Raw genomic sequence first — 26,678 nt, forward strand, 5'->3', positions numbered from 1 at the left:
ACCATCCCATCCCGTGCGACAACCGCTCGACGCCACCCCGACAAACTCATATCCTGAAGAGAAAGACATCTTTATGAGTGAAAACGTACAGGTCAAACTTCCCGACGGCTCGCTGAAGCAATTCGCGGCCGGTGTTACGCCCTTCCAGGTGGCGGAGAGCATCTCTCCGCGCCTTGCCGCTGCCTCCGTGGTGGCGCGCATCAAGCCGATGCACGCGGCTACGGCCACTAGCACCGACCAATCCGGCGAAGAAGCCATGTACGCCACCGAAGACGCTCACGCCCAGCGCCTCGTTGACCTCTCGACACCGCTCAACGAAGACGTCGAACTCGAGTTGCTGACCGAGAAGAGCCCGGACGCGCTGCCCGTGGTGCGCCACTCCGCCGCGCACGTTATGGCGACGGCAGTGCTCGAGCTTTTTCCTGACACCAAGCTCGGCCATGGCCCCTCGACCGATGCCGGCTTTTTCTACGACTTTTACCGCCCCACGCCCTTCACGCCCGACGACCTTAAGGCCATCGAAGCGAAGATGGCCGAGATTGTCGCCCGCGACGAGAAGTTCGTCCGCGAATTCGAGCCCCGCGAGCAGGGTCTGGCCCATTTCCGCGAAGAGAACGACTTCATGAAGGTCCACTTCATCGAGCGTTTCACCAGGGAGGGCGACGAGATCTCGCTCTACCGCAACGGCAAGTTCGTGGACTTCTGCCGCGGTCCCCACGTGCCTTCTACCGGCCGCGTGAAGGCCTTCAAGGTGCTCAGTCTCGCGGGAGCCTACTGGCTGGGCGACGAGAAGAACCCGCAGCTGCAGCGCATCTACGGAACGGCCTTTTTCAACAAAAAGGAGATGGACGAGCACTTCGTGCGCCTCGAAGAGGCCGCCAAGCGCGACCATCGTCTGCTGGGTAAGCAGCTCGACCTTTTCTCCATCCAGGAGATTGCCGGAGCGGGACTCATCTTCTGGCATCCGAAGGGCGCCATCATCCGCAAGACGATGGAAGACTGGATGAAGAAAGAATGCCTGCGCCGCGGTTACGAACTGGTCTACACGCCTCACGTGATGCGCAGCGAGTTGTGGAAGATCAGCGGACACGCCGGCTTCTACGCGCAGAATATGTACACCCCGATGGAGCTGGACGACGCCGAGTACCGGCTGAAGCCGATGAACTGCCCCGGGCACATCCTCATCTACAAGAACTCGCCCAAGAGCTACCGGGACCTGCCAGTGCGCTACGCCGAGCTTGGCAACGTCTACCGCTACGAGCGCTCGGGCACCATGCACGGCCTGCTGCGTGTGCGCGGCTTTACCCAGGACGACGCCCACATCTTCTGCACTCCCGAACAGATCGAAGACGAGGTTGTCGGCTGCATCGAGTTTGCGCAATCGGTGCTCACCACCTTCGGCTTCAGCGAGTTCAAGGTGGAGCTTTCGACCTGGGATCCAAAGGACCGCCAGAGCTACGCCGGAACCGATGAGAAGTGGGAACTGGCCATCTCGTCGCTCCAGAAGGCGCTCGACCGCAAAGGCATTCCCTACAAGACCATCCCCGGCGAAGCCGCCTTCTACGGCCCCAAGATCGACGTCAAGCTGGTCGACGTGCTCGGCCGCCTGTGGCAGCTTTCAACCGTGCAGTTCGACTTCAACCTGCCTGCGCGCTTCGAGCTTGAATACGTGGGCGAGGACGGCGAGCGCCACCAGCCGGTCATGGTCCACCGCGCGCTTTACGGCTCAGTCGAACGCTTCTTCGGCGTGCTCATCGAGCACTACGGCGGAGCCTTCCCGCTCTGGCTCGCGCCGGTGCAGATGGGCATCGTTCCCATCAGCGAGCGCCATCAGGCCTACGCCGAATCCGTCAAAGCCCAACTTGAGGAAGCCGGATTCCGCGTAGAACTCGATGCCCGCAACGAGAAGATGAACGCCAAGATTCGCGACTTCACACTGCAGAAGACGCCGTACGTACTGGTCATGGGAGACAAGGAAGCCGAAGCAGGCGCGGTGAGCGTACGCACGCGCGGCAAAGGAGACCAGGGTTCGGTGCCGCTGGTGGAATTCATCGCCCGGGCCAAGTCGCTGGTTACCGGCCACTCCATGGAGCTGTAACTGACTTTTAACTTCGAAGAAGGCGATGCGAGAAGACTCTCGCGTCGCTTTTTTCATTCACGGTCGAAAACTGGACAGAAATTGTCCCAGGATCGGACGACGTCCTTCCTTCGTGTTATCGCTCCTGTCATTTCTGGCCGCTATGATCGGCGGTATGGCCAGAAACTTTAGGCCTGATCCGAAAATGAAAACCACGCCGCCCGTTCCTGTCTCCGAACCCATCCAGGTCAGCGACCGCTTTCGCGCCACCGTACAGGATTCCATCCTCGAGCTCGAACGCAACGCCGCGCGCGACGAACAGGTGCTAAAAACCCTCACCAACCCAGATCACCGCCGGCGCCAGATGCTGCTGATCCAGAAGCAGCTGGACAAGGCCTTCCGCCTGCATGAAATGCTGGGCCGCCTCGCCGTACGCAAGCGGGTCGTCCGCTGAGGTTGCGACCCCCAGATTGCTCCGCCTATGATCAAGACGACGTATAACCGCACACGTCTCATCCAAGCCTAGAGGGAGTTCAGAAAGAAGCATGCAGAGTGGCAGCCAGATCGCCGCACAACCGATCGGCGTCTCCAGCATCGCTTCGGCGGGCGTCATTGTTCCCACGCTGAACGCAGCCCGTGACTGGCCGCAGTTCGAGCCCATGCTCAGGGCGCAGGGAATCGCGCCTTCACAGGTGCTCATCGTCGACTCCTCATCGAACGACAGCACCGTGGAGCTGGCTCGCGCCAGCGGTTTTCGTGTGGAAACCATCGCACGCCGCGACTTTAATCATGGCGGCACGCGACAATGGGCAACGCAGTTCTTTCCCGGGACCGAGATCCTCGTTTATCTCACTCAGGACGCAGTACTCGCGAGCGACGACGCTGTGCGAAGCCTGCTCATGGCTTTTGAGGATCCCCTCGTTGGCGCAGCGTACGGGCGCCAGCTTCCCCGGCCCGGAGCCCGGCCCGTCGAAGCCCACGGACGCCTCTTCAACTATCCGGATGTGTCGCAGTTGCGAACACTGAACGACCGGCAGCGATTCGGCTTCAAAACAATCTTTATCTCGAATTCCTTCGCCGCATACCGAAAGCAGGCGCTTGAGGATGCCGGAGGCTTCCCAACCGACACCATCTTCGGTGAGGACACCATTACCGTCGCTCACATGCTGCTTAGAGGATGGAAGGTCGCATACCGGGCTGACGCCTGCGTCTATCACTCCCACGATTACACGGCAGTGCAGGAGTTCAAGCGCTACTTCGACATCGGCGTACTGCATTCACGCGAGGCTTGGCTGAAAAAGGAATTCGGCGAGGCGGGCGGCGAAGGGAAAAAATTCGTCCTGTCGGAGATGAAGTACCTGCTGCGGCATAATCCTCTCCTGCTGCCCTCGGCGGTGCTTCGAACTGCCGCCAAACTTGGAGGCTACCGGCTCGGCACGAAAGAAGCGGCTCTGAAACTCGGCCTCAAGAAAAAGCTGAGTATGCACCACGGTTTCTGGAAGTAACGGCTGAGTCTCTATCCAAGAGCGGTTTGATCTTCCGGATCCTTCCGCGAATGCCCGTAAATGGATATATATCCGTGCGAGACCACGTAACAGAAGCTGAGCGCCAGGTTCATCAGGACCGCATTTCGCGTCGTCCGCATGCCGATTGTCGCGACAAAAATGACCTGGCACAAGACGACGAGAGTGACCTCCAGGATAGTCCCACGCCAGAAAACCCATTTGCGTGAACGATTCATGATCCAAAGCAGTCCTGCAAGATAGTTGATGCAGGCTGTCATGACAACCAATCCCACCAGGCCAGCCAGATCCCGATAGTTTGGACCCAGCAACCAGAGAAATGGGCGAGGGACGACGAACGCCAGGCTTGTAATTCCTCCCGAAGCAACCACCGCCAGTGCAAATAGCTTCGTGTACGCGCTCCGAAGGCGCGCGGCTGGAAGCCGGGCCACATGCGGTTCGACAACCACGACGTTGAACGTGGTAAAGACAATGAATAATTGTCCCAGCCGTCCCAACGCCGCCACTTGGGCAATATTGGTTGTCCCTCCGAAGATGCTGACGAGGAACAGCGCAATCTGCCCCTGGAATGCGCCCAGGATGATGGGCGGTATCGCGGGCATAATGTAGCGCAGCATTTCCTGTTCGACCCGCGGATCGTTATGCTCAGGCCACTCCACCTGCTTCCGGCTTTCGCGTCCGATCAGCCAGCCATTTGCCGTGATATTCAGCGCACCCAGCAACGCCGCCGCCGGAGCATTCAAGACTCTGCCAATACCCATCAGTACATACAGGGTCAGTCTGCCCGCGCCGGCAATCGTCTGCGGCACGTAGTATTCGCGGAATCGCCCGTAAAGAAAAAGCGGTGCGGAAAAGTAAGAAACCTGCCCGGCAGAGTAGAGCGAGATCACGACCGAAAGCATCAGCAGCATCTGGGCGCCGAGCGACCAGTGGTGCCGGTGCGCGATCAATCCAAAGACCGCCACAACGATGGGAATTGTGAACGAGAAAGTTTTGTCGCGCAGATGCTTGGCAGCGCGCACGTAGGTGCCGACAAGTTTGCGATCAGCGATCCGCGACCCCACCAGCGGAATAATCGTGCTGGCGAGCCCAAAGTCCATCAATGACGACGCCGTGATCTGAAAGCCGGTGGCAAGCCCGTATTGCGCATAAGCTTCCACGCTCAGATTGCGGACCAGGTAGAGACCGGTAAGCACAGTGATGCCCTGCACCGCGCCCTGCCCCAGAAAGAATGCCGTAAGGATACGGGTGATCTTCTGAATGCGATTGCGGGAATGCGTCGGGGGAGCCGAGAGGCCGCTCTGCTGCTGGCTTTGGTTCATTGAAGGAAGTTTGAAAGTTCTGCCCGAGCGCGGCTTGAATCGCACGGCAATCTAAAATAAAGGAACCTGTTCATGGTAAACGATCGGCCATGTCGGTCGTTCCGGCAGGCGACTTTGGAGGCCCGGCAGTGTCGTATTCGCTTACAGTCGTCGTTCCCACGTACAACCGGTGTGACGCTCTAGAACAATGCATGAGACACCTGGAACAACAGGTACGCAAGGATTTCGAGGTGATCATCGTCGACGACGGCAGTACCGACTCCACCGAAGAGTGGGTAGCCGGCTACCGGAAGCGCACGCCGCTTTCCGTCCGCTATTTTCGCCAGCAGAACAGCGGCCCCGCGCGGGCGCGCAACTTCGCCATTTCATTGGCGGAGGCCCCGGTCATTCTGCTCATCGGTGACGATATTTTCCCCACCCCGGAGCTGATCGCCCGGCACATGCAGCTGCATGAAGAACGGCCTGAGCCGTCAGTGGTCGGACTGGGGCTAACCCTGTGGAGCGAGACCGGCCAGGAAGTAACACCCTTCATGCGCTGGCTCGACAAGGATGGCATGCAATTCAACTACGGCGAGCTGCTTGCCGGCGTCAAGCCAGACTGGAAGCATTTCTACACCAGCAATCTTTCGGTTAAGACCTCGCTGCTGCGCCAGTTCCCATTTGATGAGTCGTTTCCCTACGCCGCTATGGAGGACATTGAGGTCGCCTGCCGAATAGAGGCCGAGCATGGACTGGAGATGGTCTTTTTGTCCGATGCCATCGCCTATCATCTGCACCCCACCAGCTTCCTGCAGGCCTGCGGCCGCATGGAGAAGGTTGGCGAATCCGCTGCCTACTTCGACGAGCTCTGGCCGGGCAAGCTGCCCCGGCAGCAGAGTCCACTCGCCGTGAAGCTAAGGAAGATCCTGGTGCGAACCCCGCAGGCACTCCCTGTCTTTAAAGCGATAGCCGATAAATCCCAGACAATCGCCTGTCCCAACAGGCTTATGACTTTCTTGCTTAGCTACTACTTCGACCGAGGATACGAACGACGCGCCCGCCACGCTCACTGAGCCGGGGAAGGGCTTACTTCAGACTCCACTTCAGAACCTGCAGCGCAAACCCTGGCTGACGCAAAACAACAAGTGTTCGTACCGCGCGTTTTATCAGCCGCAATCTGTGAACACTGCTCCCGCCTCCCCAGCCCGACTCTCGGACAAACTGCCACTCGGCACAGAGCACGTTTTCATAACGTTTGTGCCCAGTTTGTGTCTTCAGGTTCATAAGCGAAAGCTGGTGAGTTAGAAGCACATCCAATACCAGCACCTCACCGCCGGCCTTCTTCAAACGATGGAATACAGCGTGATCGAGGTAGTCTAGCCAGTACTCGCGCGGAAAGCCCCCGATTGCCAGCAACGACGAGACACGCAGGCAGGCGCCCGAATTGAGCGCAATCACGCCTGCAGTGTGGACTCCCGCAAAGTCGACGGCAACCGGGAAGTAACGAAATCGCTGGATCGTTAGTGGGGAGAGAACTCGACCGTCCTGAATCAGCTTGGGCACAATCGCGCAGACGGCAGGGTCCGGTCCCGCATCAATGGTCTGAACTAAGACGCTGGCCAGCTCCGGTCGAACGTCCGTGTCCTGATCGAACAGCCATAGCCAGCTGCAACCTGCGGTTTCGGCAGCAGCGAGAGCGGCGTTATAGGCTGCAGCAAGGCCACCGTTCGCAGCATCATGCCTGTATTCAACATTCGCAAAAGAAATTGTTGCCGGTTCCAGGTTTTGGGGCGCAGGCGAGTTGTCGTAAATCAGGATCGATAAGCGAGAAGCGAGAGAAGGTGACCGGGCAAAAGAAGCAGATAAGGTCTGAAAGGTAAGGGAATCCCGTAAGGCAATCCGATAGAGAACAATAACGCACTGTACAAGATCGTTTGACACAAGCGACTGAGGTCATCGTAGCAGGAACCACGGCTGCATAGATTCGTTTTGCATCCCAATATGGGAACCAACGGCGGGTAAAATCAAGATATCTAGATGTCAAAGCTGGCTATCAACTTACTGCGTTGGAGCAATCCATGGGAAGAGATCGAGACTTGCATCGCTGCAGTCCTCAATTCCACCTTCCAGGATTTCATCCTTCTCTACACCGAGAATCCTCATCCTACGGCTTCTTCCCTGGAAGAACTGGTAAAGATTCGTTTTGCTGCCGATACCCGACTGAGAATTCGAATCAACGATGAGAACACCGGTTATGCAGGCGCCCATAACCAGTTCTTCTTCGAGACAGACAACGAATTCTTGATGGTGTTGAACCCCGACGCTGTTCTGCATCCCGGTTTTCTCGCAGAGATCCTTATTGCGTTCGAGAATCCGTTCGTGGGCGCCGCTACAGGGAAAATGGTCAAGCCACTCCAGCCCCCGGACCAGACTCGTATTCTCGATGGCACGGGGATCATCCTCTATCGCACCCGGCGGGCCCGCGAGCGCGGCCAGCTCGACGCCGACCACGGTCAATTTGATCGCAGCAGGGAGGTTTTCGGGGTTTCAGGAACGGCAGCTGTATTCCGCAAACAGGCACTGGAAGAGGTAAAACTCGGAGCAAGCGAATACTTCGATCACGATTTTTTTGCTTACTGGGAGGACTTCGATCTTTCGTGGCGGCTTCGGCTGGCAGGATATTCCTGCCAGTACGTCCCCAGCGCCGTGGTGAGCCATTCTCGCGCTGTAGGTGTCAGCCCTGGAGGCCTCATCCACTTCGTCCGATTCGTCCGGCATCATCGCAGCTTTCCGGTTAAGATTCGGCGCTGGAGTTGGCGAAATCACCTGCTGTCGATCATTAAGAATGACTTCGGCTGGTGCCTGGTCCGCGACCTGCCCCTGATCGTGGGACGCGAAGTAGCAACCCTGGCTTTCATTTGCCTGTTCATGCCGGATACACTTCCAGCAATACCTGAGTTTCTGCGGCTGCTACCCTCGACGCTGCAGAAGCGCCGGCTTATACAACAACGCAGACGGATTGGCAGCAAAGAAGCGGCTCGGTTTATCGCGTTACGCTGAGGTCGTCGAACCTTTAAGGCAAATGTTCACCCTTTCGATACAAAAGGCTCGTAATTGGCTATTCCTGCTCGCGGCGTTTCTTTCGGTCGCAGTACCAGGATTTACCGCCGTCAAGTCGCTGCTTATTCTCTTGCTAACGATCAGCGTGCTGATTCGCTACCAGTGGCGCAGGGGATTGATCCTCTGCGGGGTTTCGATCATGCTGAATCTGTTTTACTGCAACGAGATTTCTTTCTTTCGCGGAACGGATCTGTCAGATCTGGCTAACCAGTTTTTTCGCACGCTAACCTTCTTCCTGATCCTGATTTGCGGTGCGGAGCTTTCCCGGATATCCACGTTTTCACAGACTTCTCTCGACAGGCTGAGCGTTGTCATCGCGTGTACAGCAGCGCTCCTTAAGTCTGCGATCCTGTTTGTCGTGCTCACCGGACGAATGTCGCTCGATGCTGTTCAGGCCGCACTTGGATTCGAAACAGTAACCGATCAAATTGGCTTTGGCCTGCAAAGACTCCAGTTCCCTGCGGATATCGCCCTGCTCTTTCTGGTTGCTATTTACGTTGGCGGACGCAGCAGGATCGTAGATATTCTCTTCCTACTGGCAACGAGCGTCAGCCTCTTTCTGAGCTTCTCGCGCTATCTGCTGGCTGCCTACCTGCTCTGCCTCTTTCTGCGTTATCTCCGTCTGCGCAGGCTCGATGTGATTAGCGGAGCATCAGTCGTGGTGGTGGGAATCACCATCGCTGTCTTTAGCGTCAGCCTGGCCACACGCTTCGCGAGCAACGCTACCGACGCCTCAGATGCTGCCAGAACGGAACAATTGAAATACCTGAATTCCTCAATCGCGAACCATCCTCTTCTGGGATCGGGCATGGGCGCACATGTGAATGGATTCACACGCAGCTCCACTCTGCGTTTCTCTTACGAGATGGAGTGGTATGCGATGGCGATGCAGTTCGGAGTGATCGGTCTGGCCTGGTTTCTGGCGAACCTTGGCGCCCTGCTGTGGTCGCCGGCACGCCGCTCCGCGCATCCGGCGATCTTTGCCATTATCGTATCGATGTGGATCGCCTCCGGCTTCACGAACCCAATGATCGTATCCGTGGGAAGCGCTTTCGGCGTGGCCATACTGACCCTCAGCTTCAGCGCTGAACGCAGGTTGGCATCGCAGGAGATGCCAAAAGCCGCCTCAGTTTAACCTCGCTTCGAACCGCGCAGACTCTCCTGGATCTGATCGAGCTTTGCCGCGCGCAGAGGATCCCGTCTTATCCCGGCGACTACATCGGCCAAAAACGCAATTCCGAAACTCAGCAGGAAGAAGAGAATTGTCATCCCCAGCGTAATAAGCATCCTGGGAGGACCAGATTTTCTATCCGGCGGAATGGCATTGTCGATCACCTGGATGATCGGCGCTGACTTTGCCTCATCAATCTTCGCTGCTTCATATTGACGGGAGAGCAGTTCGAACAACGTCTCGTGATACTTCACTTCGCGATACTTGCGCTCGAATTCAAGACTGTCTTGCGGTACACGGCCGGCGGGCACAGCGATATCCCCGGGCTGCACCGTCTTCTGCTGGTCATTTTCGAGTTTCGCCAGCTGCCCCTTCATGGTCGCAATCTGTTCCTCGAGTTTGCTCAGGTCCGGATTTTCGTCCGTGGCGAACGTGCGCATCGCCTGGGCCTGTACTTCGTTGCTGGCTATCTGGGCGCGCATCTGGGCGATCGAAGAAATGATCATCTGCGCTTGACCGGTCAGTTGAATAAGCCCGGTGCGTTGCTGGGTTGCGCGCAAATCCTCTTCAGCCGTAGCAAGCGCCTTCTTCTCACCTTCAAGCTGCTCGTCGAAAAAGACGCGGCGTTGCGCGGCCTCGGTCGTCGCCAAATGCGCATTCATGGCATACAGACTGGAGACATACGCGTTTGCAAGGTCGCTTGCAAGGCGAGGATCGTGATCGGTGACAGAAATTTCGATCAGGCCATCCTTGGCGGATTCAATCGTGCTGTGGGCTGCCAGATCCTTACGGGCATCTGCCATTTTCTTGCTCTTGCGCAGTTCCTTAAGGTGAAACTCGTTAATAATCTCGTCTGCGATGGTTCGGCTCTTGAGGATGCCTACATAGAGATCACCCGGCGATTTCAGGCCCAGAGCCGAAGCTGCTCCACCCGAACCACCACCAAGCGCAGCCAGTCCGCCGAGCGAGCTGAGGAGAGCCGCTGCAGAAGATTGCTGCTGGGGAGGCATGATCACGGCCATTGCCGTGTAGTTCGGCTTCATCACCAGGGACGCGGTGATCCCCAGAGCAAGTCCGGCTACTGTCGAAAGCGCAATAAAGCGCCGGCGGCGGGCGAGGATAAGCAGAATATCGAGGAGGTCAACTTTGCCCTCTTCCTGCGAAGCTGGAGGTTGAACCGATGGTGCCGTCACTTGTTCTACTGTGCTCATTGAGGACTGAATTGTCTACGTTTTATCGTATCGCAACCGCCCGTATGACGACGCGGAAAGCCGCCACCCTTTGCGATGACCGTCACAATCAGGGCAGTGCATACCCCAGGAGTTCATCTGTCTTCTTCCCCTCGCATGCCGCATCGTTGCTCACGAAGTGATTGGTCCCGTCATAACACCGATACAGCGGGACGACTCCCGAGCCGACACTGCTACCCGTTGCGGGAATTGCATAACCCTGGACACCGAGAATCCGCTGGCCTTCGCAGTTAATATCGGTCGATACAAAATAATCTATGTATCCGGCCTTACACCCGTAGAGGGGTACAGGCGCGGAGTTCGTCGGCAGCGCATAGAGGTGTCCCAGAGTGGACTGCAGGAGGAATCCGCCGGAAGGGTCTATCCATCCCGTCGTGACCTCATAAGTTGAGCCATTGTAATAGCGCTTGAGCGCCACAGGGCCCGGATTGGCCGGCAAGGTAGTGAGCCCTATGTCCCACTTCTCCACCCTGCAGCTCGATCCCGCCCACGCCGGCGAGTAGTCCCACTTCGGAGGAGGATTGGAAATGGAGGTATACACGGCGAGAGATGGATAGGGTCCAACATTCACGTTGCCGTAGGGGTCGCGGAGCAAACCGGGAATAAAGTTGCATTCATAACCAGTGGAGTTGGTGTCGATGTTACCGACCAACTGCCAGGGAGATGCCCCATTCAACAAGGAAGACGAAGCAATGCGATAGACCTGAATGCCCCACTGGCCACCCTCTGCAATATCACCGGTCAAGGAAGCACTTCTGGAGGGCCGGTTATAGCCTGCGACCCAGGTGTCTGTTTTCGGATCGTACGCGATGTCGCCCCACGAAGGATTAGGAGTCGATGGATCAAGCCCGTTTTCCGTGAGGGTTCCCAGCACCGTAAAGTGAATGCCGTCCGTTGATGTTGCTTCTACGTGATGCCCTATCGGAGTGTCGTCCTCGTAAAAGAGGATGATGCCGGCCTTTCCGTCACTGTTATATGCGCTTGGCTGGGCAACTCCGTAACCTGTTTGAGTCGTCGAGGGGATCACCGGATTTGGATATTTGGCCCAAGTCTCGCCATCATTCGAAAAGGCCACCCCGATACTGTTCACATTACCGGTTATCCGATCGGTGGCAACGTAATACATTGCATATGTATAGGTCTTGCTATCGCCCAGTGGGTTCTGGAAGCTGCCTTTGATCACCTTGGGATTACAGGTGTAAGCGGAGTCCCACGCGCCTGCCGTTTCAGCTAAAACCGTCTTGGGTGAGGTTGATACACCTGTCTCGGCGTTGGTCGACGAGTACTGAATCGAGTCTGTGTTCTGCGAAGAGTCGTCGGGATTGCTTCCCTGCCCACACCACCAGAGCTGAATGGTATTGCCGGTTTGAATAGCGGAAGGCGAGTAGTCATAAAGACCAGCTCTACCCGCGACCGAACCTGCCGGAAGGCTTCCAGCCCCGCAACCAACAAGAAAAAGTGAAACCGCAATCGATACAAGGAGCCAAAGCTTCAGTCCTTGCCCATCCCTCATAGTCCCTGGCAGCTTCATCGTCGAACGGATACCAACCCTACTTGCCGATGCAGAAGGTCGAAAAGATCCGGTTGAGGATGTCATCGGCTGTCGTCTGCCCGGTCATACTGTCGAGATTTCTGAGTGCAGTATACAGATCGATCAGCAGCATCTCGTGCGGAACCCGTTCGGTAATACCCACTCGCGTGGCTTCGATCCCGGCCAGTGCCGCGGTGATGGCCTCGTAGTGCCGCAGGCTGGTCAGCATGCCGGTTTCAGCTTCGCCCGAGGGATTCTTCACCATCTCCACCAGCCCATTGCGGAGCTCGTCGATGCCGGCGCCCGTGACTGCCGAGGTGCGCATTGAAGGCAACGGGCCTGCCATGGTCTCCTCATCGGCGAGGTCGCTCAGGTCGGCTTTGTTGAATACAGCCAGCGCGCGGCGGCCTTCGAGCGAGTCGACCAGCGCCTGCTCGTCGCTCCGCAGCGGAACCCCGGCCTCGAGCACCACCATCACCAGGTCGGCATCAGCCAGGGCCTCGCGGGATTTCTCAATCCCGATCACCTCTGCCTCGTCCGTCGCCTCGCGCAGCCCGGCAGTGTCGATCAGTTCCAGCGGAATTCCGCCCAGCGACATGCGCTCAGTCACCAGATCGCGCGTCGTACCCGGTGTTGCGGTCACAATGGCCCGCTCGCGCTCCACCAGCCGGTTGAAGAGCGAGGACTTGCCGACATTCGGTCTGCCTACAATCGCCAGCGAAAGCCCCGAATGCACGATGCGTCCATGCTCGAACGACCGGGCAAGAGCCTGCAATGTCGCGGAAATCGTATCCATGCGGGTGACAATCTCCGCATCCGCGGTTACATCGACATCGTCTTCGGCAAAATCGATGCCGGCCTCGAGGAGCGCGATCAGCTCGACCAACTGCTCCTTGGGCGGCTGGATGCGCCGCGAGAGCGCTCCACCCATCTGCTCGGCGGCTACCCTTGCCTGGTAAAGTGTCTGCGAGTCGATGAGATCGCGTACCGCTTCGGCCTGGGTCAGGTCGATTCTGCCGCTCAGAAAAGCCCGCTCGGTAAATTCACCGGGGCGCGCCAGCCGGGCTCCCTGCCGCAACGCCAGCCGCACCAGCGTGTCGAGCACCACGGGCGAACCGTGTGCCGCAATCTCTACAAGGTCTTCCGCTGTATACGAATTGGGCTTTGCAAACCAGGTGACGACCGCCTCATCGAGACGCGTACCGGTCTCCGGGTCGGGAATCTCCGCGAAACGCGCCTGCGCGTGCGCCAGCGGGTTGCGGAGACGAATCAGTTTGTCGGCGATTTCAACGGCGTGCGGTCCGGAGAGCCGGACAATACCGATGCCTCCGCGCCCAGGCGGAGTGGAAACGGCAACTATCGTCTCGTTGGCAAAGGACTCCTGCTCAACGAGCTGGGGATGCGGCTGCAATCAGCGCCGCCGATCGCTACCACGTCGATCACCACCACGCCCGCCGCGGCCCCCGCCGCCGAACGACGGAGCGGCTGCCTGCAGGGAGGCAAGCTTGCTGGCGTCATAACCCTTGGTATGCGCAACCACGAAACGGCGCGCGCCCTCGCCCACCGAAGACGTCTCGATGTCTTCGAAGGAACGGAAGGCAAGGTGCAGCAGCCGGCGCTCGCGCGAGCTCATGGGTGCAAAGCTGTAGGGCTGGCCGGTGCGCCGAACCCTTTCAGCAGCAGCTTCGGCCGAGACCTTCAACTCGTGCGCGCGTATGGCCTTGAAATTGTTGGCATCGAACGAAATCTTGTCGTGCTCTTCGTTCTCAAGACGGATCACCTTGGCGGCAACATGCTCGAGGGCGTGCAGCAGTTCACCGCCACGCTGCGTCAGCAGCGGAGCATCCGGCCCACCCAGCTCGACATAGATCTCGCAGCCTTCGAGCCCATCGGGTTCGCCCGCACCTGCTCCCGCTGTGATGCGATACTTCAGGCGAAGACCACCGGTGGTAGTAAGTGTTTTCAGGAGGGCTGCTATCTTCTGCGCAGCGGCGTTGTAGTCCTCGATCGGCATCGACGATTAGTATCTCACTCCCCGGAGTCCAAAGTCAGCAAAGTCTTCACTCGAACTATCTGGATTCGCCTGCAATATCTGGCATCTATAGAGTTGCATCCAATAAATTACCGCACGGTGCAAAGCCCGCTTTCATCAGGGTGCTTCGGGATGCGACATTGCCCGCATCGCAGCGTGCGCACGGAATGCTGCCCTGCTCGTAACTGGTTCTCTTCAGCTCCTGCACGAAATATGCGCCATAGCCACGCCTCCGGTAAGTTTCGACGACCTCCATGTAAAGGTCGACATACGGACGGTTGTAGTGGTACATGATGCCGCCTGTCGCGATGACCGTACCCTCCATCTCCAGCGCCCAGTCTCCTTCGGCTTCCCTGCGGATGAACCTTGAGCCGTTCGCTGGGAGATGGGTGGTCCGTGCGTCCTCGAAGACGATCTTCTCGGTGCTGACGCTGCGAGCCCAAGTATGCAGCATCACCGTCAGGATCTTGTCGTTCGTCTGTGCGCGCATTGCGGTCGCGCCGCTGCTGGAAATTAAGGCGTTAAAGAGATCGAAGAGTTTTTCGCGATAGGCGGGCAGCACGTAGAACTCAAAGAGTGTCCGCGTTCCCTTCCACGGCCCGTCGACAACCAGCGCTCCGTAGCCGGCCGGTTCGCCGTCGACTTCGAGTTGATAAGGCTCCGTCCAGCCGGCGCGTCCATGGAAAGAGTCGTGCAGCACCTGGCAGTGCATCTCCTCGCGACGCAGGTTGCGCCAGTGGGAGATATCGTCGACAGTCACCGGCTTGGCTGAGAAATTCATGCGAGGACAGCAGGCGCGTCCATCATAGCCCACTGCGGAGTGTCATTCCGAGTCCCCTTGTTTGTCCTTCCGAACGCAGTGAGGAACCTGCTGTTTCCCTCCACACAAGTTGACACGAGAGCAGGCACGAACAGGTAGCGTGGGGCTTCAGCCGCTGAGGAAACCGCACCTCTGGGGCTGAAGCCCCTTTCTTCGCTCTCCTGAATGAGACGGCTAAAGCCGTCTGCTATTTGATCCTCGCGAGTCTCGAGCCGTAGATCGCTCCATCAAGAAAAAGGCGTCCGAAAAATCGGACGCCCTCTCGATAAAACGAAGCACTACTCAGCGTTTTAACCGTTTGGCAGCTCGCTTTGCCGCGATCTCCCGCATTTCCTTGCCCAGGCCGGTGCGGTTCATCACCAGCTGCTGCATCACGCTGATGAAGTTGCCGCAGGCCCAGTAAAGCGAAAGACCCGAGCCGTAGTTCCACATCATGAAGCCGAAGACCGCAGGCATGGTGAAGGCCATCATCTTCTGCTGTGCCGGATCCATACCCGGTGAAGGCGTCAGATACTGCGTCAGGAACATCGACAGGATCACGAAGATCGGCAGGATATGCCACGGGTCCGGAGCGGAAAGATCCGGCAACCAGAGCCAGTGTGCCTGGCGCAGCTCAATCACGTTGCCCAGCATGCGGTAGAAGCCGAAGAGCAGCGGCCACTGCACCAGCATCGGCAGGCAGCCGCCGAACATGTTCACACCCTCGGCCTTCTGCAGATCCAGGATCTCGCGCTGCATCTCCTGCTTACGCGGGTCGGTCGCCTTGTACTTCGCATACTTGGCCTTGATGACTTCCATCTGCGGCTGAATGCGCTGCATCTTCAGCGAAGACTTCATCATCTGTACGCGCGTCGGCAGCATGGCCAGGTTGAGGATGACGGTCAGCAGCAGGATCGACCATCCCCAGTTGGGAACCACATGCTCGTAGAAGAACCGCAGAATCAGGAAGAGCGGCTTGGCGATAACACCCCACCAGCCGAAGCTCACAACCTTCTCGAGGCTCGGGCCGCTGGTGGCATGAATCGAGTTCAGCAGGTCGAGAGACTTCGGTCCGGCGAAGATGCGCACGTTCAGCGGGCCGTTGTTGTCGCCCATGGCCGCGCCCAGCACCGAGGCATGATCCACCACGTTCGGATCCGGCTTCTTCAGGTTGCGGGGAACATCCAGGGTATCGTGCAGGCTGACCACGCTCACCGAAGAAGGCGTATCCGGCAGGAAGATGGCGGCGAAATAAAGATCGCTCACTCCAGCCCAGTCAAAAGGACCGCGAAGCGTCTCTCCGCCGACGACCTTCTTGAAGGTGATCTGGTCGTCCTTGCCTGACTGCGAAAGGTTGATTGAACCACCTGCGTATTGCGGCAGCGTATGTTGATCGCCGAAGCCCGATGGCCATGCCAGCAGCGCGCTCACCGGCGCACCATTCTGCGTGGCGGACACCTCGGCGTGGATCACGTAGCTCGAATCGAACTTGAAGGTCTTCTTCACCACGAGCCCGCCCGACGAGTAGTCGAAGCTCAACTCGCCCGGAGTATTCAGCGTGCCTGTGGCGGATGGAACATACAGAGCATTTGAGAGCCGGCCGCGCAGGTTCTGGTCGTAGGCGTAAAGCGACAGCGGATAGCCGAACTTCTTCGCCGCCTCCGGGTTCACCAGGTTCAGCGGCTTGCCGTCGTCATCCTTGTACTTTTTCAGGATCCACGACTTAACCTGGGCGCCACGGTTGGTGAAGGTGATGCGATAGAGCTCGTTCTCGACGACCGTTTCGCTTTCGCTCGCGGCGGCAGTACCAGTACCAGTACCGGAGTCCGTACTGGCAGCCTGCATCATCGCAGGAGACGGCGTGCTCTGGTTCTGACTCTGCTGCGTATGCTGCGGAGCGGGATTCGATTCGGGAGCTTTCTTCGGCTTGAAATACTGAAGGCCAAAAAACACCACAAAGAAAACCGCGGTGAGAATGAGCATGGTGCGCGAGTCCTGCCCGCCGGCACCCTGCTGATTAGGATTTTTTATCTCTGCCAAAACTGCTTTCCTGTTCGATCGTCGGTGAAGGTTGGTGAAATAAGACTGTCTCTATGGTAACTGGCGCGGGGAAAAAGACCGGTCATGACCATGATCTCGGGCCGGAACCGGGTCAAAGCCGCCTCGCTGAAAGGGATGGCAGCGCAGAATCCGCCGGAGGGCCATCCAGGTCCCTGCCACGATGCCATGCTCAGCAACAGCGATCGCCGCGTACTCCGAGCACGTCGGCTGAAAACGGCATCCACCGGCGGAGCCGGGCATCGCATGAAGCAACGGCGAAAACGCGTACTTGTAGACGCCCAGCAGCGCGGCCACATAGCGGGTACGCAGGTTGCTCATTGCGCGGTTCCCTTCGGCGGCTGCGGGGCGATGCGGCTCTTTTCTGCCTGGGATTGAATTTTGGAGAAGATGACGCCGATCTCGCTCGTCAGCTTTGCGTATTCCATCTCCGCGACAGACTTGCGCGGATGCAGCACGACATCGATGGAAACCGGCAGCCGGTCAAGATTGGCGCGGACGGCCTCGCGCAGGCGGCGCTTGATGCGATTGCGCTCGACAGCCTTGCCCAGGACACGCCCGGCAGTCAGCCCAACGCGCGGCCCTTCAGGCAGCAGCTCCTCTTCCGCACGCAGGCGGAAGAAGTAGCTCATCGACTGCGAAAAATGCTTCCGGCTCGCCTTGTAGACGCGCTGGTAGTCGGCATGTTTGCGCAACCGTGTATCCGCAGAAGACATCGACCTATTGTCTCGCGCCATCGCTGAGCGATCGTAAGAAATCTCGCAGGAAAAGGTAAGCATCGCGGCTATTGTGGCGGAACCATCGCCAGCTGGCGACCATGTCGAACGCGGAGAATCACTACTGTTTCGTTGTCTGGGATGGTAAACAGAATGCGATACACGTGCGGTGCGCGGCCATAAAGAAGCTGACGGATTTCGGCTTCGAAGTCCTTGTCTTCACGAGCCAGTGGACAGCGAAATGGAAGCGAAGCCAGAGAAGTGATCGACTTCTCGAGGCCATCCAGCCACTTCAAGCCAGCCTCGCCAACTTCCTGTGTCAGATACCAATCCGTTATCTGCTCCAGATCACGATCAGCCTGCTCGGTCCGAAGAACCCTAAAGCCCATGCTTTGCGCGAATCTTTCGGAATGTTTCTTCGATACCAGCGACCCGGCCGGCAGTCATATCGTCCAGCCCTTCTCGAAGCGCGGCAACAGATTGCTGATGCTCCAGCCTCTCCGACTCGAGTGCTTCTCCGAGCAGGTCATCGACTGCACTCGCTACATCCAGGTCGTGCCTGCGAGCGTACTCGCTAAGCTGAGCCTGGCGTTCCGGAGAGAGGTGAATCTGCATGCTTTCAGCCTAGAAACGGGGGTACATCGTGTCAACAGGCATAATGAAACCCTGCGGCTCACGAATGGAGCCGCGCCAGATCGAAATCATCTTTGAGTTTCGGAGTTAGAAGAAGAGACGTCCGCGAACTAGTCGCGGTAACCGGCGCTGACCGAGACGCGCTTGCGGCCACGGGCGCGGCGGCGCGAAAGGACTGCGGCTCCGCTCTTGGTCTTCATGCGGGCACGGAATCCGTGGACCTTGGAACGGCGGCGGCGGTTGGGTTGAAATGTGCGCTTGGGCATGGAACTGCGCTCCTAAACTTTGTCGAAATTGCTGCCCGCAAGAGATGAAGAAAACTACCCTCGGCAGCCGAACTCTAAGTATAACCAAGTTTGCTCGTAACCGCAAAATCATTGCTCGGGGACCATTTTTTCACAACCCTTGGTGCAACTCGTTACTCCAGAAAAATTTGCATCACAAACCCTGTCAAAAGCGCCTTCCAATTGTGCTAGTATCGGCAACGTTCACATGAGAAATCACTGACGCCTCGCGGGCGTCAGTCGATCGACCGAAGCATTGGCGCACGACCTTGCCAATGCCCATTCCGGCCAACGCGAAATGCCCCGCGCTTTCCCACAATGGGACAGGCGTCACCCCGGCGTTTCGAATTTTGGCTCCGATCGGCTACGCCGCGACTGTCAAGCAAGGAAGCTGGAATGTCTTTCGTCCCTACTCCCGCCGCCGTACTCAATCCATGGGTACGGATCCTCGGCGCACTCGAAAAGAAGGTAAATCGCCAGTCCTTTGAGACCTGGTTCAAGCCGACGCGCTTCAGCCATGCGAAGGAACGCATCCTCTTCGTGCGCATCCCCACGCAGGAGTTCCAGCATATTGCCGAGCGCTATATCGACCTCATTCACGAAGCGATTGATAAGCTCGAACTCGAATTTGACGAGGTCAACTTCGTCACCCCGGAAGAAGACCCGACGCTGGTGCGTGCCCGCGAAGACGGCGGCTTTCCGCCGGTCCCGACCCACGCTCCGAATGCTCCCGCACACCGTGGACAGAATCGTCCTGGTACCGCCGGTAACCCTGCACAGGCGCGCTTCGACTGGTCGACCGCCGCGCAGCTCAATCCGCGCTACACCTTCGACGCTTTCGTCATCGGGTCCGGCAACCAGTTTGCCCGTGCCGCGGCCGAGGCCGTCGCCGAGCGTCCGTCCAAGGCCTACAACCCGCTCTTTCTCTACGGCGGAGTGGGCATGGGCAAGACGCACCTGATGCATGCCATCGGTCACGAAGTGAAGATGCGTTCGCCCAGCGCGTCGATCAGCTACGTCTCCGCCGAGAAGTTCACCAACGAGATGATCAACTCGGTGCGCTACGACAAGATGACCAGCTTCCGCGACAAGTTCCGCACCGTTGACGTGCTGCTCATCGACGACATCCAGTTCCTCTCGCAGAAGGAGCGCACCCAGGAAGAGTTCTTCCATACCTTCAATGCGCTGCACGAGAACATGAAGCAGATCGTCATCGCCTCGGACCGTCCTCCCAAGGAACTGCCCGAGATCGAAGACCGCCTGCGCTCGCGCTTCGAGTGGGGACTGATCGCAGACATCCAGCCGCCCGATCTCGAGACCAAGGTCGCCATTCTGCAGAAGAAAGCAGAGAGCGAGCATGTGATCATCTCGACCGAGGTTGCGCTCTTCATCGCATCGAATGTTCGCACCAACGTACGCGAGCTCGAAGGCGCGCTGACGCGTCTCTTTGCCTGGTCGAGTTTGAATGGGGTCGAGATCACTCTGCCTACAGCGCAGCAGTGCCTGAAACAATTTATCGACACGCAGGTACGCAAGATCACCATCGAAGCCATCCAGCGCGCCGTCGCCGAGCAGTTCGGCATGCGCGTGGCGGAGCTGAAGCAGAAGAACAACTCGCGCGCCGTCGTCGTGCCGCGCCAGATCGCCATGTTCCTCGCCAAGCAGATGACCGAAGCATCGCTGCCCGAGATCGGCCGCCAGTTCGGAGGCAAGCATCACACCACGGTCATGCATTCGATCGCCAAGATCGAAGAGCAGCGCCGCAGCGACAAGAGCCTCAACAGCACCCTGAACAAGCTACAGGAAACCCTGAACGGCTGAACTCGCCGGGACTAGCCGTCCAGTCGTACGCGCCTTCGGCGCAAAAGCGCAGCCAGATCATGGCTGCGCTTTTTGTTTGGCTACTCTCCTTCGAGATTCCCTAGCAGTTCTTCGATGTCGCGGGCGCCATGCAGAACGTGCACGATCAGCACGAGGTTCTCTTCACGTATGTGCCGATAGAAGATCAGGTGTTGCGGGAAGCCTGGCACGGGAATTCTTCGCATCGCCTGTAGTTGCGGATGGGTGAAGTGACATCGGGCACCGCGATCCGGCATCGTCAGCAACGACCGAATCGCCGCATGTACCGCTTCCTCCCACTTGTGTGCAATGGAATCGCTGCGTCCGTCGTAGAAATCGGCTTGCTCGACGATAGCCGACGCAGCGGCGGTGGTAATCTGCAGGGTTTTGCGAATAGCTCGTGCGGTCATCGACTCTCAGAGAGAGAGTAACGTGAGGAACGCGAGTTCGCGAGGCACGATTGGCACGTTACTGATGTTTTAAGCGTCCGAGAATGCGTCCTCACGCATAGCCTGGCGGCTCTGCATGAGGCGCATCGGTTGCTCTCAGACACTCTTGTGGCGGCTGTTCAGCTTCTTTCGAAGAACCTTCAAAAGCGATGGATCATTCAGCTCACCTTCGCTCAACGAAATATCTCCGGATTGCAGCGCATTCAATAGGGTGCCCTCAAGACGCTGCACGTTGATTTGCTTGTCGCGCCGGACAAGTTCCCGCACATACTCGCTGGGCGTGCCGTAATCACCCGACGCAACCCTGGATTCGATGTACGCCTTGAGCTGATCGGGCAGCGAAATATTCAAGGAAGTCATTGCCATACCTTCATATTATGACAGTTTATGAAGGTTTATCAACCATGACCTCACAAACCCGGCAAGCCAGCCGCCTTGTAGATCTCGCTCATCAGCACCGTATCTCTCAAGCCTTCCTCGCCATCCGTCTTCGGTTCCTTGTTGTTGCGGATGCAGTCCGCGAAGTAATCCGCCATCACGGCGAACTGCTCGGGATCCTTCGCGTCTTCGGGCATGTCAACGGATTGGTGATTCGGCAGCTCGGCCTTCAGATGAATCCCCTGGTATCCGAAGCCGGGATCGAGCATCACCACGCCCTTCGATCCATGCACGCGGATATATCCATTCATTGAAGCGCCATAAGTCGTGTTACAGCTGGCGATAACTCCCGAGGGGAACTTCATCGTCCATCCAAGGTTTTCTTCTACTTCATTGAAGCGCCCGTCTTTGTCGATCGTCGAGGCATTGGCCTTGATATCGTGCGGCTCTTCACCCGTAAGGTAGCGGCATGCATTCAGAGAATAGACGCCTACATCCATCAGCGGTCCTCCGCCTGCGAGCTTGCGATTCAGCCTCCATTCACCCTGGCGAATGTTGAATCCGTTGCCGCTCTCAATCGCCTGCAGCGTGCCGATGGCACCCGAACGGCAGAGTTCGATAGCTTTGAGATTGACCGGTTCATACTGGCAGCGATACGCGATCATCAGCTTCTTACCCGCTGTCTTGCACGCCTCGATCATGGCCTTCGCGTCGGCGATACTCGTGGCCATCGGCTTTTCGCAAAGCACATGCTTGCCGGCCTTCGCCGCGCGGATGGTGTACTCGGCATGCATGCTGTTGGGCAGCGCGATGTAGACGGCATCGATCTCCTTGTTGGCTGCAATGCGGTCGTACTCTTCATAGCTGTAGATGGCTTTCGTAGAGACGCCATACATCTCGGCCTGCTTCTCGGCCTTGTCACGATGCCCGCTCACCAGCGCGACGACCTTGCCTGTCTTGCCCATCTTTAACGCAGGCATGAAGTGATCCATTGAAATGCGGCCGAGGCCGACGATGCACCAGCCGATGGTCTGTGACTCGGCTCTTGCTTCTGCTGCATGAAGGGCTTGTGCGAGTGCGGCGGAGCCAGCAAGGCGTCCAAAATCACGGCGATTGAGGTTCATGAAAAGTCCTTTTCCTGTTTTGGAATTCCTGATCAGAATGGCCTCAACAGTATGCATTGTGCGTGTGATTGTGCGATATGCCGATGCGGAATGATTTATTCTTCCTGCAATGAACGAGCGACCGCTTCGCAGCCGCCGCAGATTGCATCGCACCGGATTCCGCCTACTTTGTCTCGCAGCATTCGCGCTGCTCGCGATGCCGGCCTTTGCTGCCCGGCACAATGACACCGGCTTTCTCAATCGCCGTGTCACCGTCAATGGCAACACCTATCGCTACCAGGTCTATCTACCCGAAAACTGGAACGACCATAGCGGTAAGTGGCCGGTCCTTCTTTTTCTGCATGGCTCAGGAGAACGCGGCTCCGAAGGCATGGACGAAACACAGATCGGTCTGCCCCAGGCAATTCGCCTGCATCCGGATCGCTGGCCTTTCATTGTGGTGATGCCGCAGGTGCCTTTCTCGCATCACTACTGGACCGATCCTGACATGATGCAGATGGCCCTGGCCGCGCTCGACCAGGACACCAAGGAGTTTCACGGCGACCGCGACCGCACCTACCTCACCGGCCTTTCGCTCGGCGGATACGGTGTCTACGAGCTGGCGCGCTTCAACCCCCATCGCTTTGCCGCCATTGCCGTCGTCAGCGGCGGCGTCTTCTGGTCTTACCGCCCCGAACGCTGGCATGAAAGCGCGATTCTACCCGGCGAATACGCGCGCGCCATCGGCCGCACGCCCATCTGGATCTTCCACGGCTCGAACGACAACGTTGTCCCGGTTCGGGAGGCGCAGCTCATGTACGACGCCCTCAAATCCTCGGGAGGCATCGTGCGTTACTGGGAGTACTCAGGCTGGCGGCATAATGTCTGGGATAAGGCGTATGCCAATCCTGATCTGCCGAAGTGGCTGCTCTCACATAGCCTGAAGGACGATCCCAAGCTGCCGTCCTCGGCGGAAGAGATCGATGTTCCCTTCCATCCTGTGCCGGCGAAGATCAATCCCGACATCTACGACGCCTACCTCGGTGAGTACGAGGACCAGGGCACGGTGCAGGCGACGATCTACCGCAAAGGCGATCGCCTCTACGAAAAGAACCGCGTGGGCGACAGCATCGAGATTCTGCCCGAGTCAGCGACCAGCTTCTTCTACCCCACCGGCAGCGTCACAAGGCTGATCTTCGAAAAAGATGGCGATGGGGCAGTGCGAGGCATTCGTTACCGCGACGATCGTCACGAAGAGTACTGGGAGAAACGCCGCGAATCACGCTGACCCTCTATTTACCTTTTGGGGGCGCTGTCCGTCTTTGAACACCCGCGGGCATTTCCGGACACAGTGCCCGCGCAAGAACTTGTTTTGTATCTCAAAACACGGCACTTCTAGCGCACTCTCTCTGGCTGGTGAATTGCTTCCTACCTCATCGCAGGTTTTAAGGAACCAATCCTATGAACGATCCGTATCAGAAGCCAGGGGGTCACCCCATGCGCCGTTTCGCAATCTTCGCCGCCGCATTCACCGGTATCGTTCTGGCCGGCACGCTGCCCTGGCCGAACGAAGCAGGCATCTTTCACAGCCGCTCTCATACACCGCGCGATCCCCGGGTCGTCGATGCCGCTCTCGATGCCAGCAGGGACGGCTGGGCAACTGGCGAGTGTTCCGGTGAGAATAGCGACCACACCGGCTGGGGATGGGGCGATCCCGCGCGCGTCTGCGAAGCTCGCACCATCACCATCGCCAAGCCCGGAACACTCGATGTAGCTGGCGACAACGGCGGCATCCGTGTGATCGGCGAAGATCGCAACGACGTGAAGATCGAAGCCCGCGTAGAGGGCTGGGCCCACGACAAATCCGAAGCCCGCTCCATCGTGGACCAGGTGAAGGTGACCGCCGTTAACGGCGTAGTTCGCGATGACGGTCCTCACGCCCATTGGGGCAATCGGGGATACTCCGTCGGCTACGTCATTCATGCTCCGCGCCAACTTTCGGCAGCGATCAAGACGGCAAACGGGGGCATCTCGCTCTCGCATCTCGACGGCGACCTGGCCTTCGACACGGTGAATGGCGGGGTCGATCTGAGAGACCTTGCTGGGCATGCGCACGGCGGCACCATCAACGGCGGCCTGGATATCTCCCTGAGCGGCGATGCATGGCGAGGCGAAGGCTTAGACGCCCACACGACCAACGGAGGGGTCACGCTGAACATACCCGGCGACTACTCCGCTCATCTTGAAACAGGCACCGTCAACGGAGGGATTGAGCTGGGTTTCCCAGTCACGATCCAGGGGCAAATCAAGCATCACCTCTCCACCGACATCGGCCACGGAGGCTCGACCATCCATGCCGAAACCGTGAATGGCGGCATCGTTCTCAGCCGCTCTGACAAGGGCAACCAGGCCTCGCAGGGCGACGAAAACGACGGAGACGCGGCCGAGTAGAACTTTTTTCAAAACATTTTTCACGTTGGCGCTCTTCGTCTGATCCACGAGAGCGCCATTTTTATTGCGGGTTTCCCACCGGCTCTCGAAAACCTGTGGAAATTTCGGATATCGCTTCCGCTGTTGAAAAGCACGGCCTTTCCTCACGTGCATCTGTAAAGATCGCGGCCACGCTTTCCACTCCAGGGCGCCGGTTTCCACAGGCCTTTCTCACAATCATGTGAACAAGCAGGAGAAACATGGCCTCAATTCGACCCTTTTTCCACGAATTCCTGCTTTTACAACTTTTCCAGACGGGTTTTGGAAAACTGGACACATGCGCAAACCCGCTCCAGATGCGGTTTTGCGTGAGCTTTCCACTTTTCCGCGCTAAACGGCTACTACGGCGGGTGAGAGATATCTCTTTAAACCCTTAGAAGCCGTCGCACCCGCAGGCCCGTCGCCGCTGCCCGCACCGCGCCCCTCCTCCGTCCGAACAGCCGATCCGAAAGTGCCCATATTTCCTGATTAGGGCCGGGTTTTCCACAGGACGCGTTTGACGGGTTTGTTACTAGAATGTAGCCATCTGTACCGGTTACCCGTCCGGCGAGCGCGCGGCGGGTGTAGAGTTGGCCAAAGCGCATTTGGGGGGAGTATGTCGACAACGAGCGTCGAGCAGGAAAAGACCGGAACGAGCACTCCGGCATCGGGTTCGGTGATGGAAATCAGCGTGAATCGCCAGGACCTGTTGCGCGAACTGACGGCGACCCAGAGCGTTGTCGAACGCAAGACGACCATTCCCATCCTGTCGAACTTTCTGATCGAAGCCGATGGCGACCGGATCGTCATCACCGCGACCGATCTCGACCAGAGCATCAAGACCTCCTGCGCGGCAAAGGTCAAGAAGCCCGGGTCCTGCACCATCCCGGCCCGCAAGCTGTACGACTACATCAAGCTGCTGCCCGATGGCGAAATCTCCATCAAGCTGATGGACAACCACTGGGTACAGATCCGCTCCGGCCGCTCCAACACCAAGATGGTCGGCATGGCGCGCGCCAATTTTCCGCAGGTGCCAGAGTTCCCGGAGAGCAGTGTGACCAGCATGCCCGCCGCTTCGCTCAAGAACTGTATCGCCAAGACCATCTTCGCGATCTCGAACGAAGAGTCCCGCTATACGCTCAACGGAGCACTGCTGATCCTGAAGGCCGAGTCGATGGCCATGGTCTCGACCGACGGTCACCGCCTGGCGCACATCGAGAAGACCGGTGAAACCCTGTCCAATGTCAGTGGAGAGCGCAAGACGCTCATCCCGCGCAAGGCTCTAAGCGAGCTGCAGTCGCTGCTCTCGAACACCGAAGCCGAAACGCTTGAGTTCGCTGACGACGACAACACGCTCTTCTTCCGTGTGGGGCATCGCGTGCTCACCAGCCGCAAGCTCACCGGCCAGTTTCCCAACTACGAAGCGGTGATGCCGCGGGACAACAACAAGTTCGTCCTGGTGCGCAGTCAGGATCTGATGGCCTCGATCCTGCGCGTCGCGCAGTTCGCCGACGAGCGCTCGGGAGCGGTCAAGGTTCGTCTCGAGCAGAACGAGCTGAAGATCTCCTCTTCGTCCACGGATTCAGGGGAGTCGGAAGACGTGATCGAAACTCCCTACAGCTTCGATCCGCTGGTGGTCGGCTTCAACTCCTCCTACCTGGTGGAATTTCTGAAAGCGATCGGCAATACCGGCGAAGTCCGCCTCGAGTTCAAGGACGCGCAGTCTGCCGGGCAGATCCGCCCCGAAGACGCGGACGACGAATACCGCTATCGCTACATCATCATGCCCATGCGCATCTGAGTGCTGACCGCACGGGCGGTGCTTGCCGCACGGGCGTACGCGCCTTCGGCGCCAAAGGCCTGCCTTCGTGGCAGGCCTTTCTCTTTCGTGAGTCGTCTTCTTCCTTGAGTTGTCATTCCGAACGTAGTGAGGAATCTGCACTTC

General features: G+C 58.2%; 26 protein-coding genes. 10 read left to right on the forward strand and 16 right to left on the reverse strand.

All coding sequences use genetic code 11. The features are described 5' to 3' along the window. The first annotated feature begins 73 nt into the window (after nt 1–73). The 3 genes from thrS to LJD29_RS08010 all read left to right on the forward strand — a co-directional run bounded on the left by thrS (nt 74) and on the right by LJD29_RS08010 (nt 3,582). Nucleotides 74–2,098, forward strand: a complete 2,025-nt coding sequence (gene thrS, locus LJD29_RS08000) for a threonine--tRNA ligase (RefSeq protein WP_446745230.1) — start codon at nt 74–76, stop codon at nt 2,096–2,098. Between the two features lie 184 nt (nt 2,099–2,282). After that, the gene (locus LJD29_RS08005) at nt 2,283–2,531 is read left to right on the forward strand and encodes a hypothetical protein (protein ID WP_446745231.1); all 249 of its coding nucleotides are present in this window, start codon (nt 2,283–2,285) and stop codon (nt 2,529–2,531) included. 91 nt (nt 2,532–2,622) lie between these two features. After that, nucleotides 2,623–3,582 carry a glycosyltransferase family 2 protein gene (locus LJD29_RS08010; protein ID WP_446745232.1) on the forward strand — a complete coding sequence of 320 codons (960 nt, stop codon included), beginning with the start codon at nt 2,623–2,625 and terminating at the stop codon, nt 3,580–3,582. 11 nt (nt 3,583–3,593) lie between these two features. Here LJD29_RS08010 and LJD29_RS08015 read toward each other — a convergent pair whose 3' ends face one another. Beyond that, nucleotides 3,594–4,922, reverse strand: coding sequence for a lipopolysaccharide biosynthesis protein (locus LJD29_RS08015; RefSeq protein WP_446745233.1), 1,329 nt, complete (start codon nt 4,920–4,922; stop codon nt 3,594–3,596). An 89-nt stretch (nt 4,923–5,011) separates the two neighbouring features. Between LJD29_RS08015 and LJD29_RS08020 the strand changes: the two genes are divergently transcribed. Next, nucleotides 5,012–5,974, forward strand: a complete 963-nt coding sequence (locus tag LJD29_RS08020) for a glycosyltransferase family 2 protein (protein ID WP_446745234.1) — start codon at nt 5,012–5,014, stop codon at nt 5,972–5,974. Nucleotides 5,975–5,987: 13 nt separating this feature from the next. On the opposite strand, the gene LJD29_RS08025 is transcribed toward LJD29_RS08020, so the two are convergent. After that, nucleotides 5,988–6,842 (reverse strand): glycosyltransferase, encoded by an 855-nt coding sequence (locus LJD29_RS08025; RefSeq protein WP_446745235.1) that lies wholly within the window; start codon nt 6,840–6,842, stop codon nt 5,988–5,990. 96 nt (nt 6,843–6,938) lie between these two features. Between LJD29_RS08025 and LJD29_RS08030 the strand changes: the two genes are divergently transcribed. Both LJD29_RS08030 and LJD29_RS08035 read left to right on the forward strand, forming a co-directional pair. Then, the gene (locus LJD29_RS08030; RefSeq protein WP_446745236.1) at nt 6,939–7,961 is read left to right on the forward strand and encodes a glycosyltransferase; all 1,023 of its coding nucleotides are present in this window, start codon (nt 6,939–6,941) and stop codon (nt 7,959–7,961) included. A 22-nt stretch (nt 7,962–7,983) separates the two neighbouring features. Next, complete coding sequence (locus LJD29_RS08035; protein WP_446745237.1) at nt 7,984–9,156, forward strand: O-antigen ligase family protein; 1,173 nt, start codon at nt 7,984–7,986, stop codon at nt 9,154–9,156. Here the strand turns inward: LJD29_RS08035 and LJD29_RS08040 are convergent. From LJD29_RS08040 to rpmH, 11 genes are all read right to left on the reverse strand, one after another. Further along, the gene (locus tag LJD29_RS08040) at nt 9,153–10,403 is read right to left on the reverse strand and encodes a GumC family protein (protein ID WP_446745238.1); all 1,251 of its coding nucleotides are present in this window, start codon (nt 10,401–10,403) and stop codon (nt 9,153–9,155) included. The two genes, LJD29_RS08035 and LJD29_RS08040, sit on opposite strands and share 4 nt — an antisense overlap. Nucleotides 10,404–10,491: 88 nt before the next feature. Next, nucleotides 10,492–11,955, reverse strand: a complete 1,464-nt coding sequence (locus LJD29_RS08045; RefSeq protein WP_446745239.1) for a hypothetical protein — start codon at nt 11,953–11,955, stop codon at nt 10,492–10,494. A gap of 37 nt (nt 11,956–11,992) precedes the next feature. Beyond that, nucleotides 11,993–13,384, reverse strand: a complete 1,392-nt coding sequence (gene mnmE, locus LJD29_RS08050; RefSeq protein ID WP_446745240.1) for a tRNA uridine-5-carboxymethylaminomethyl(34) synthesis GTPase MnmE — start codon at nt 13,382–13,384, stop codon at nt 11,993–11,995. Next, nucleotides 13,385–13,987 carry a Jag family protein gene (locus LJD29_RS08055; RefSeq protein WP_446745241.1) on the reverse strand — a complete coding sequence of 201 codons (603 nt, stop codon included), beginning with the start codon at nt 13,985–13,987 and terminating at the stop codon, nt 13,385–13,387. 85 nt (nt 13,988–14,072) lie between these two features. Next, nucleotides 14,073–14,786 (reverse strand): GNAT family N-acetyltransferase, encoded by a 714-nt coding sequence (locus tag LJD29_RS08060; protein ID WP_446745242.1) that lies wholly within the window; start codon nt 14,784–14,786, stop codon nt 14,073–14,075. A 321-nt stretch (nt 14,787–15,107) separates the two neighbouring features. Then, complete coding sequence (gene yidC / locus LJD29_RS08065; RefSeq protein WP_446745243.1) at nt 15,108–16,844, reverse strand: membrane protein insertase YidC; 1,737 nt, start codon at nt 16,842–16,844, stop codon at nt 15,108–15,110. Between the two features lie 51 nt (nt 16,845–16,895). Next, nucleotides 16,896–17,183, reverse strand: a complete 288-nt coding sequence (gene yidD / locus LJD29_RS08070; protein ID WP_446745244.1) for a membrane protein insertion efficiency factor YidD — start codon at nt 17,181–17,183, stop codon at nt 16,896–16,898. Beyond that, entirely contained in the window at nt 17,180–17,557 is a 378-nt protein-coding gene (gene rnpA, locus LJD29_RS08075; protein WP_446745245.1) for a ribonuclease P protein component, read from the reverse strand. Before rnpA ends, yidD begins: the two co-directional genes overlap by 4 nt. Nucleotides 17,558–17,646: 89 nt before the next feature. Continuing rightward, nucleotides 17,647–17,967, reverse strand: coding sequence for a type II toxin-antitoxin system RelE/ParE family toxin (locus tag LJD29_RS08080; protein WP_446745246.1), 321 nt, complete (start codon nt 17,965–17,967; stop codon nt 17,647–17,649). Beyond that, complete coding sequence (locus LJD29_RS08085; RefSeq protein ID WP_446745247.1) at nt 17,957–18,193, reverse strand: hypothetical protein; 237 nt, start codon at nt 18,191–18,193, stop codon at nt 17,957–17,959. The genes LJD29_RS08080 and LJD29_RS08085 overlap by 11 nt, the downstream gene beginning before the upstream one ends. Nucleotides 18,194–18,321: 128 nt before the next feature. Beyond that, nucleotides 18,322–18,477 carry a 50S ribosomal protein L34 gene (gene rpmH / locus LJD29_RS08090; RefSeq protein WP_446745248.1) on the reverse strand — a complete coding sequence of 52 codons (156 nt, stop codon included), beginning with the start codon at nt 18,475–18,477 and terminating at the stop codon, nt 18,322–18,324. A gap of 414 nt (nt 18,478–18,891) precedes the next feature. On the opposite strand from rpmH, the gene dnaA reads away from it, so the two are divergent. Next, a complete protein-coding gene (gene dnaA, locus LJD29_RS08095; protein WP_446745249.1) occupies nt 18,892–20,316 on the forward strand; it encodes a chromosomal replication initiator protein DnaA in 1,425 nt (474 codons plus the stop codon). A gap of 80 nt (nt 20,317–20,396) precedes the next feature. Here the strand turns inward: dnaA and LJD29_RS08100 are convergent, their stop codons facing one another. The 3 genes from LJD29_RS08100 to LJD29_RS08110 form a co-directional block, all read right to left on the reverse strand. Then, complete coding sequence (locus LJD29_RS08100) at nt 20,397–20,744, reverse strand: type II toxin-antitoxin system RelE/ParE family toxin (protein ID WP_446745250.1); 348 nt, start codon at nt 20,742–20,744, stop codon at nt 20,397–20,399. A 135-nt stretch (nt 20,745–20,879) separates the two neighbouring features. Further along, entirely contained in the window at nt 20,880–21,143 is a 264-nt protein-coding gene (locus tag LJD29_RS08105) for a type II toxin-antitoxin system ParD family antitoxin (RefSeq protein ID WP_446745251.1), read from the reverse strand. A 50-nt stretch (nt 21,144–21,193) separates the two neighbouring features. Beyond that, nucleotides 21,194–22,285, reverse strand: a complete 1,092-nt coding sequence (locus LJD29_RS08110) for a Gfo/Idh/MocA family protein (RefSeq protein ID WP_446745252.1) — start codon at nt 22,283–22,285, stop codon at nt 21,194–21,196. Between the two features lie 109 nt (nt 22,286–22,394). Between LJD29_RS08110 and LJD29_RS08115 the strand changes: the two genes are divergently transcribed. From LJD29_RS08115 to dnaN, 3 genes are all read left to right on the forward strand, one after another. After that, complete coding sequence (locus tag LJD29_RS08115; protein ID WP_446745253.1) at nt 22,395–23,552, forward strand: alpha/beta hydrolase-fold protein; 1,158 nt, start codon at nt 22,395–22,397, stop codon at nt 23,550–23,552. 173 nt (nt 23,553–23,725) lie between these two features. Further along, entirely contained in the window at nt 23,726–24,715 is a 990-nt protein-coding gene (locus tag LJD29_RS08120) for a DUF4097 family beta strand repeat-containing protein (RefSeq protein ID WP_446745254.1), read from the forward strand. A 697-nt stretch (nt 24,716–25,412) separates the two neighbouring features. Beyond that, entirely contained in the window at nt 25,413–26,534 is a 1,122-nt protein-coding gene (gene dnaN / locus LJD29_RS08125; protein WP_446745891.1) for a DNA polymerase III subunit beta, read from the forward strand. The last annotated feature ends 144 nt before the right edge of the window (nt 26,535–26,678 follow it).

Origin of the sequence: Silvibacterium acidisoli (assembly GCA_022870745.1) — a bacterium.
Classification (GTDB): Bacteria; Acidobacteriota; Terriglobia; order Terriglobales; family Acidobacteriaceae; genus Silvibacterium.

What these genes read in the sequence shown, in the direction of transcription:
- thrS (WP_446745230.1), top strand. Translation starts at nt 74, where the DNA reads ATGAGTGAAAACGTACAGGTCAAACTTCCCGACGGCTCGCTGAAGCAA.
- LJD29_RS08005 (WP_446745231.1), top strand. Translation starts at nt 2,283, where the DNA reads ATGAAAACCACGCCGCCCGTTCCTGTCTCCGAACCCATCCAGGTCAGC.
- LJD29_RS08010 (WP_446745232.1), top strand. Translation starts at nt 2,623, where the DNA reads ATGCAGAGTGGCAGCCAGATCGCCGCACAACCGATCGGCGTCTCCAGC.
- LJD29_RS08015 (WP_446745233.1), bottom strand. Translation starts at nt 4,922, where the DNA reads ATGAACCAAAGCCAGCAGCAGAGCGGCCTCTCGGCTCCCCCGACGCAT.
- LJD29_RS08020 (WP_446745234.1), top strand. Translation starts at nt 5,012, where the DNA reads ATGTCGGTCGTTCCGGCAGGCGACTTTGGAGGCCCGGCAGTGTCGTAT.
- LJD29_RS08030 (WP_446745236.1), top strand. Translation starts at nt 6,939, where the DNA reads ATGTCAAAGCTGGCTATCAACTTACTGCGTTGGAGCAATCCATGGGAA.
- LJD29_RS08035 (WP_446745237.1), top strand. Translation starts at nt 7,984, where the DNA reads ATGTTCACCCTTTCGATACAAAAGGCTCGTAATTGGCTATTCCTGCTC.
- LJD29_RS08040 (WP_446745238.1), bottom strand. Translation starts at nt 10,403, where the DNA reads ATGAGCACAGTAGAACAAGTGACGGCACCATCGGTTCAACCTCCAGCT.
- LJD29_RS08045 (WP_446745239.1), bottom strand. Translation starts at nt 11,955, where the DNA reads ATGAGGGATGGGCAAGGACTGAAGCTTTGGCTCCTTGTATCGATTGCG.
- LJD29_RS08055 (WP_446745241.1), bottom strand. Translation starts at nt 13,987, where the DNA reads ATGCCGATCGAGGACTACAACGCCGCTGCGCAGAAGATAGCAGCCCTC.
- LJD29_RS08060 (WP_446745242.1), bottom strand. Translation starts at nt 14,786, where the DNA reads ATGAATTTCTCAGCCAAGCCGGTGACTGTCGACGATATCTCCCACTGG.
- yidD (WP_446745244.1), bottom strand. Translation starts at nt 17,183, where the DNA reads ATGAGCAACCTGCGTACCCGCTATGTGGCCGCGCTGCTGGGCGTCTAC.
- LJD29_RS08080 (WP_446745246.1), bottom strand. Translation starts at nt 17,967, where the DNA reads ATGGGCTTTAGGGTTCTTCGGACCGAGCAGGCTGATCGTGATCTGGAG.
- LJD29_RS08085 (WP_446745247.1), bottom strand. Translation starts at nt 18,193, where the DNA reads ATGCAGATTCACCTCTCTCCGGAACGCCAGGCTCAGCTTAGCGAGTAC.
- rpmH (WP_446745248.1), bottom strand. Translation starts at nt 18,477, where the DNA reads ATGCCCAAGCGCACATTTCAACCCAACCGCCGCCGCCGTTCCAAGGTC.
- dnaA (WP_446745249.1), top strand. Translation starts at nt 18,892, where the DNA reads ATGTCTTTCGTCCCTACTCCCGCCGCCGTACTCAATCCATGGGTACGG.
- LJD29_RS08100 (WP_446745250.1), bottom strand. Translation starts at nt 20,744, where the DNA reads ATGACCGCACGAGCTATTCGCAAAACCCTGCAGATTACCACCGCCGCT.
- LJD29_RS08105 (WP_446745251.1), bottom strand. Translation starts at nt 21,143, where the DNA reads ATGACTTCCTTGAATATTTCGCTGCCCGATCAGCTCAAGGCGTACATC.
- LJD29_RS08110 (WP_446745252.1), bottom strand. Translation starts at nt 22,285, where the DNA reads ATGAACCTCAATCGCCGTGATTTTGGACGCCTTGCTGGCTCCGCCGCA.
- LJD29_RS08115 (WP_446745253.1), top strand. Translation starts at nt 22,395, where the DNA reads ATGAACGAGCGACCGCTTCGCAGCCGCCGCAGATTGCATCGCACCGGA.
- LJD29_RS08120 (WP_446745254.1), top strand. Translation starts at nt 23,726, where the DNA reads ATGAACGATCCGTATCAGAAGCCAGGGGGTCACCCCATGCGCCGTTTC.
- dnaN (WP_446745891.1), top strand. Translation starts at nt 25,413, where the DNA reads ATGGAAATCAGCGTGAATCGCCAGGACCTGTTGCGCGAACTGACGGCG.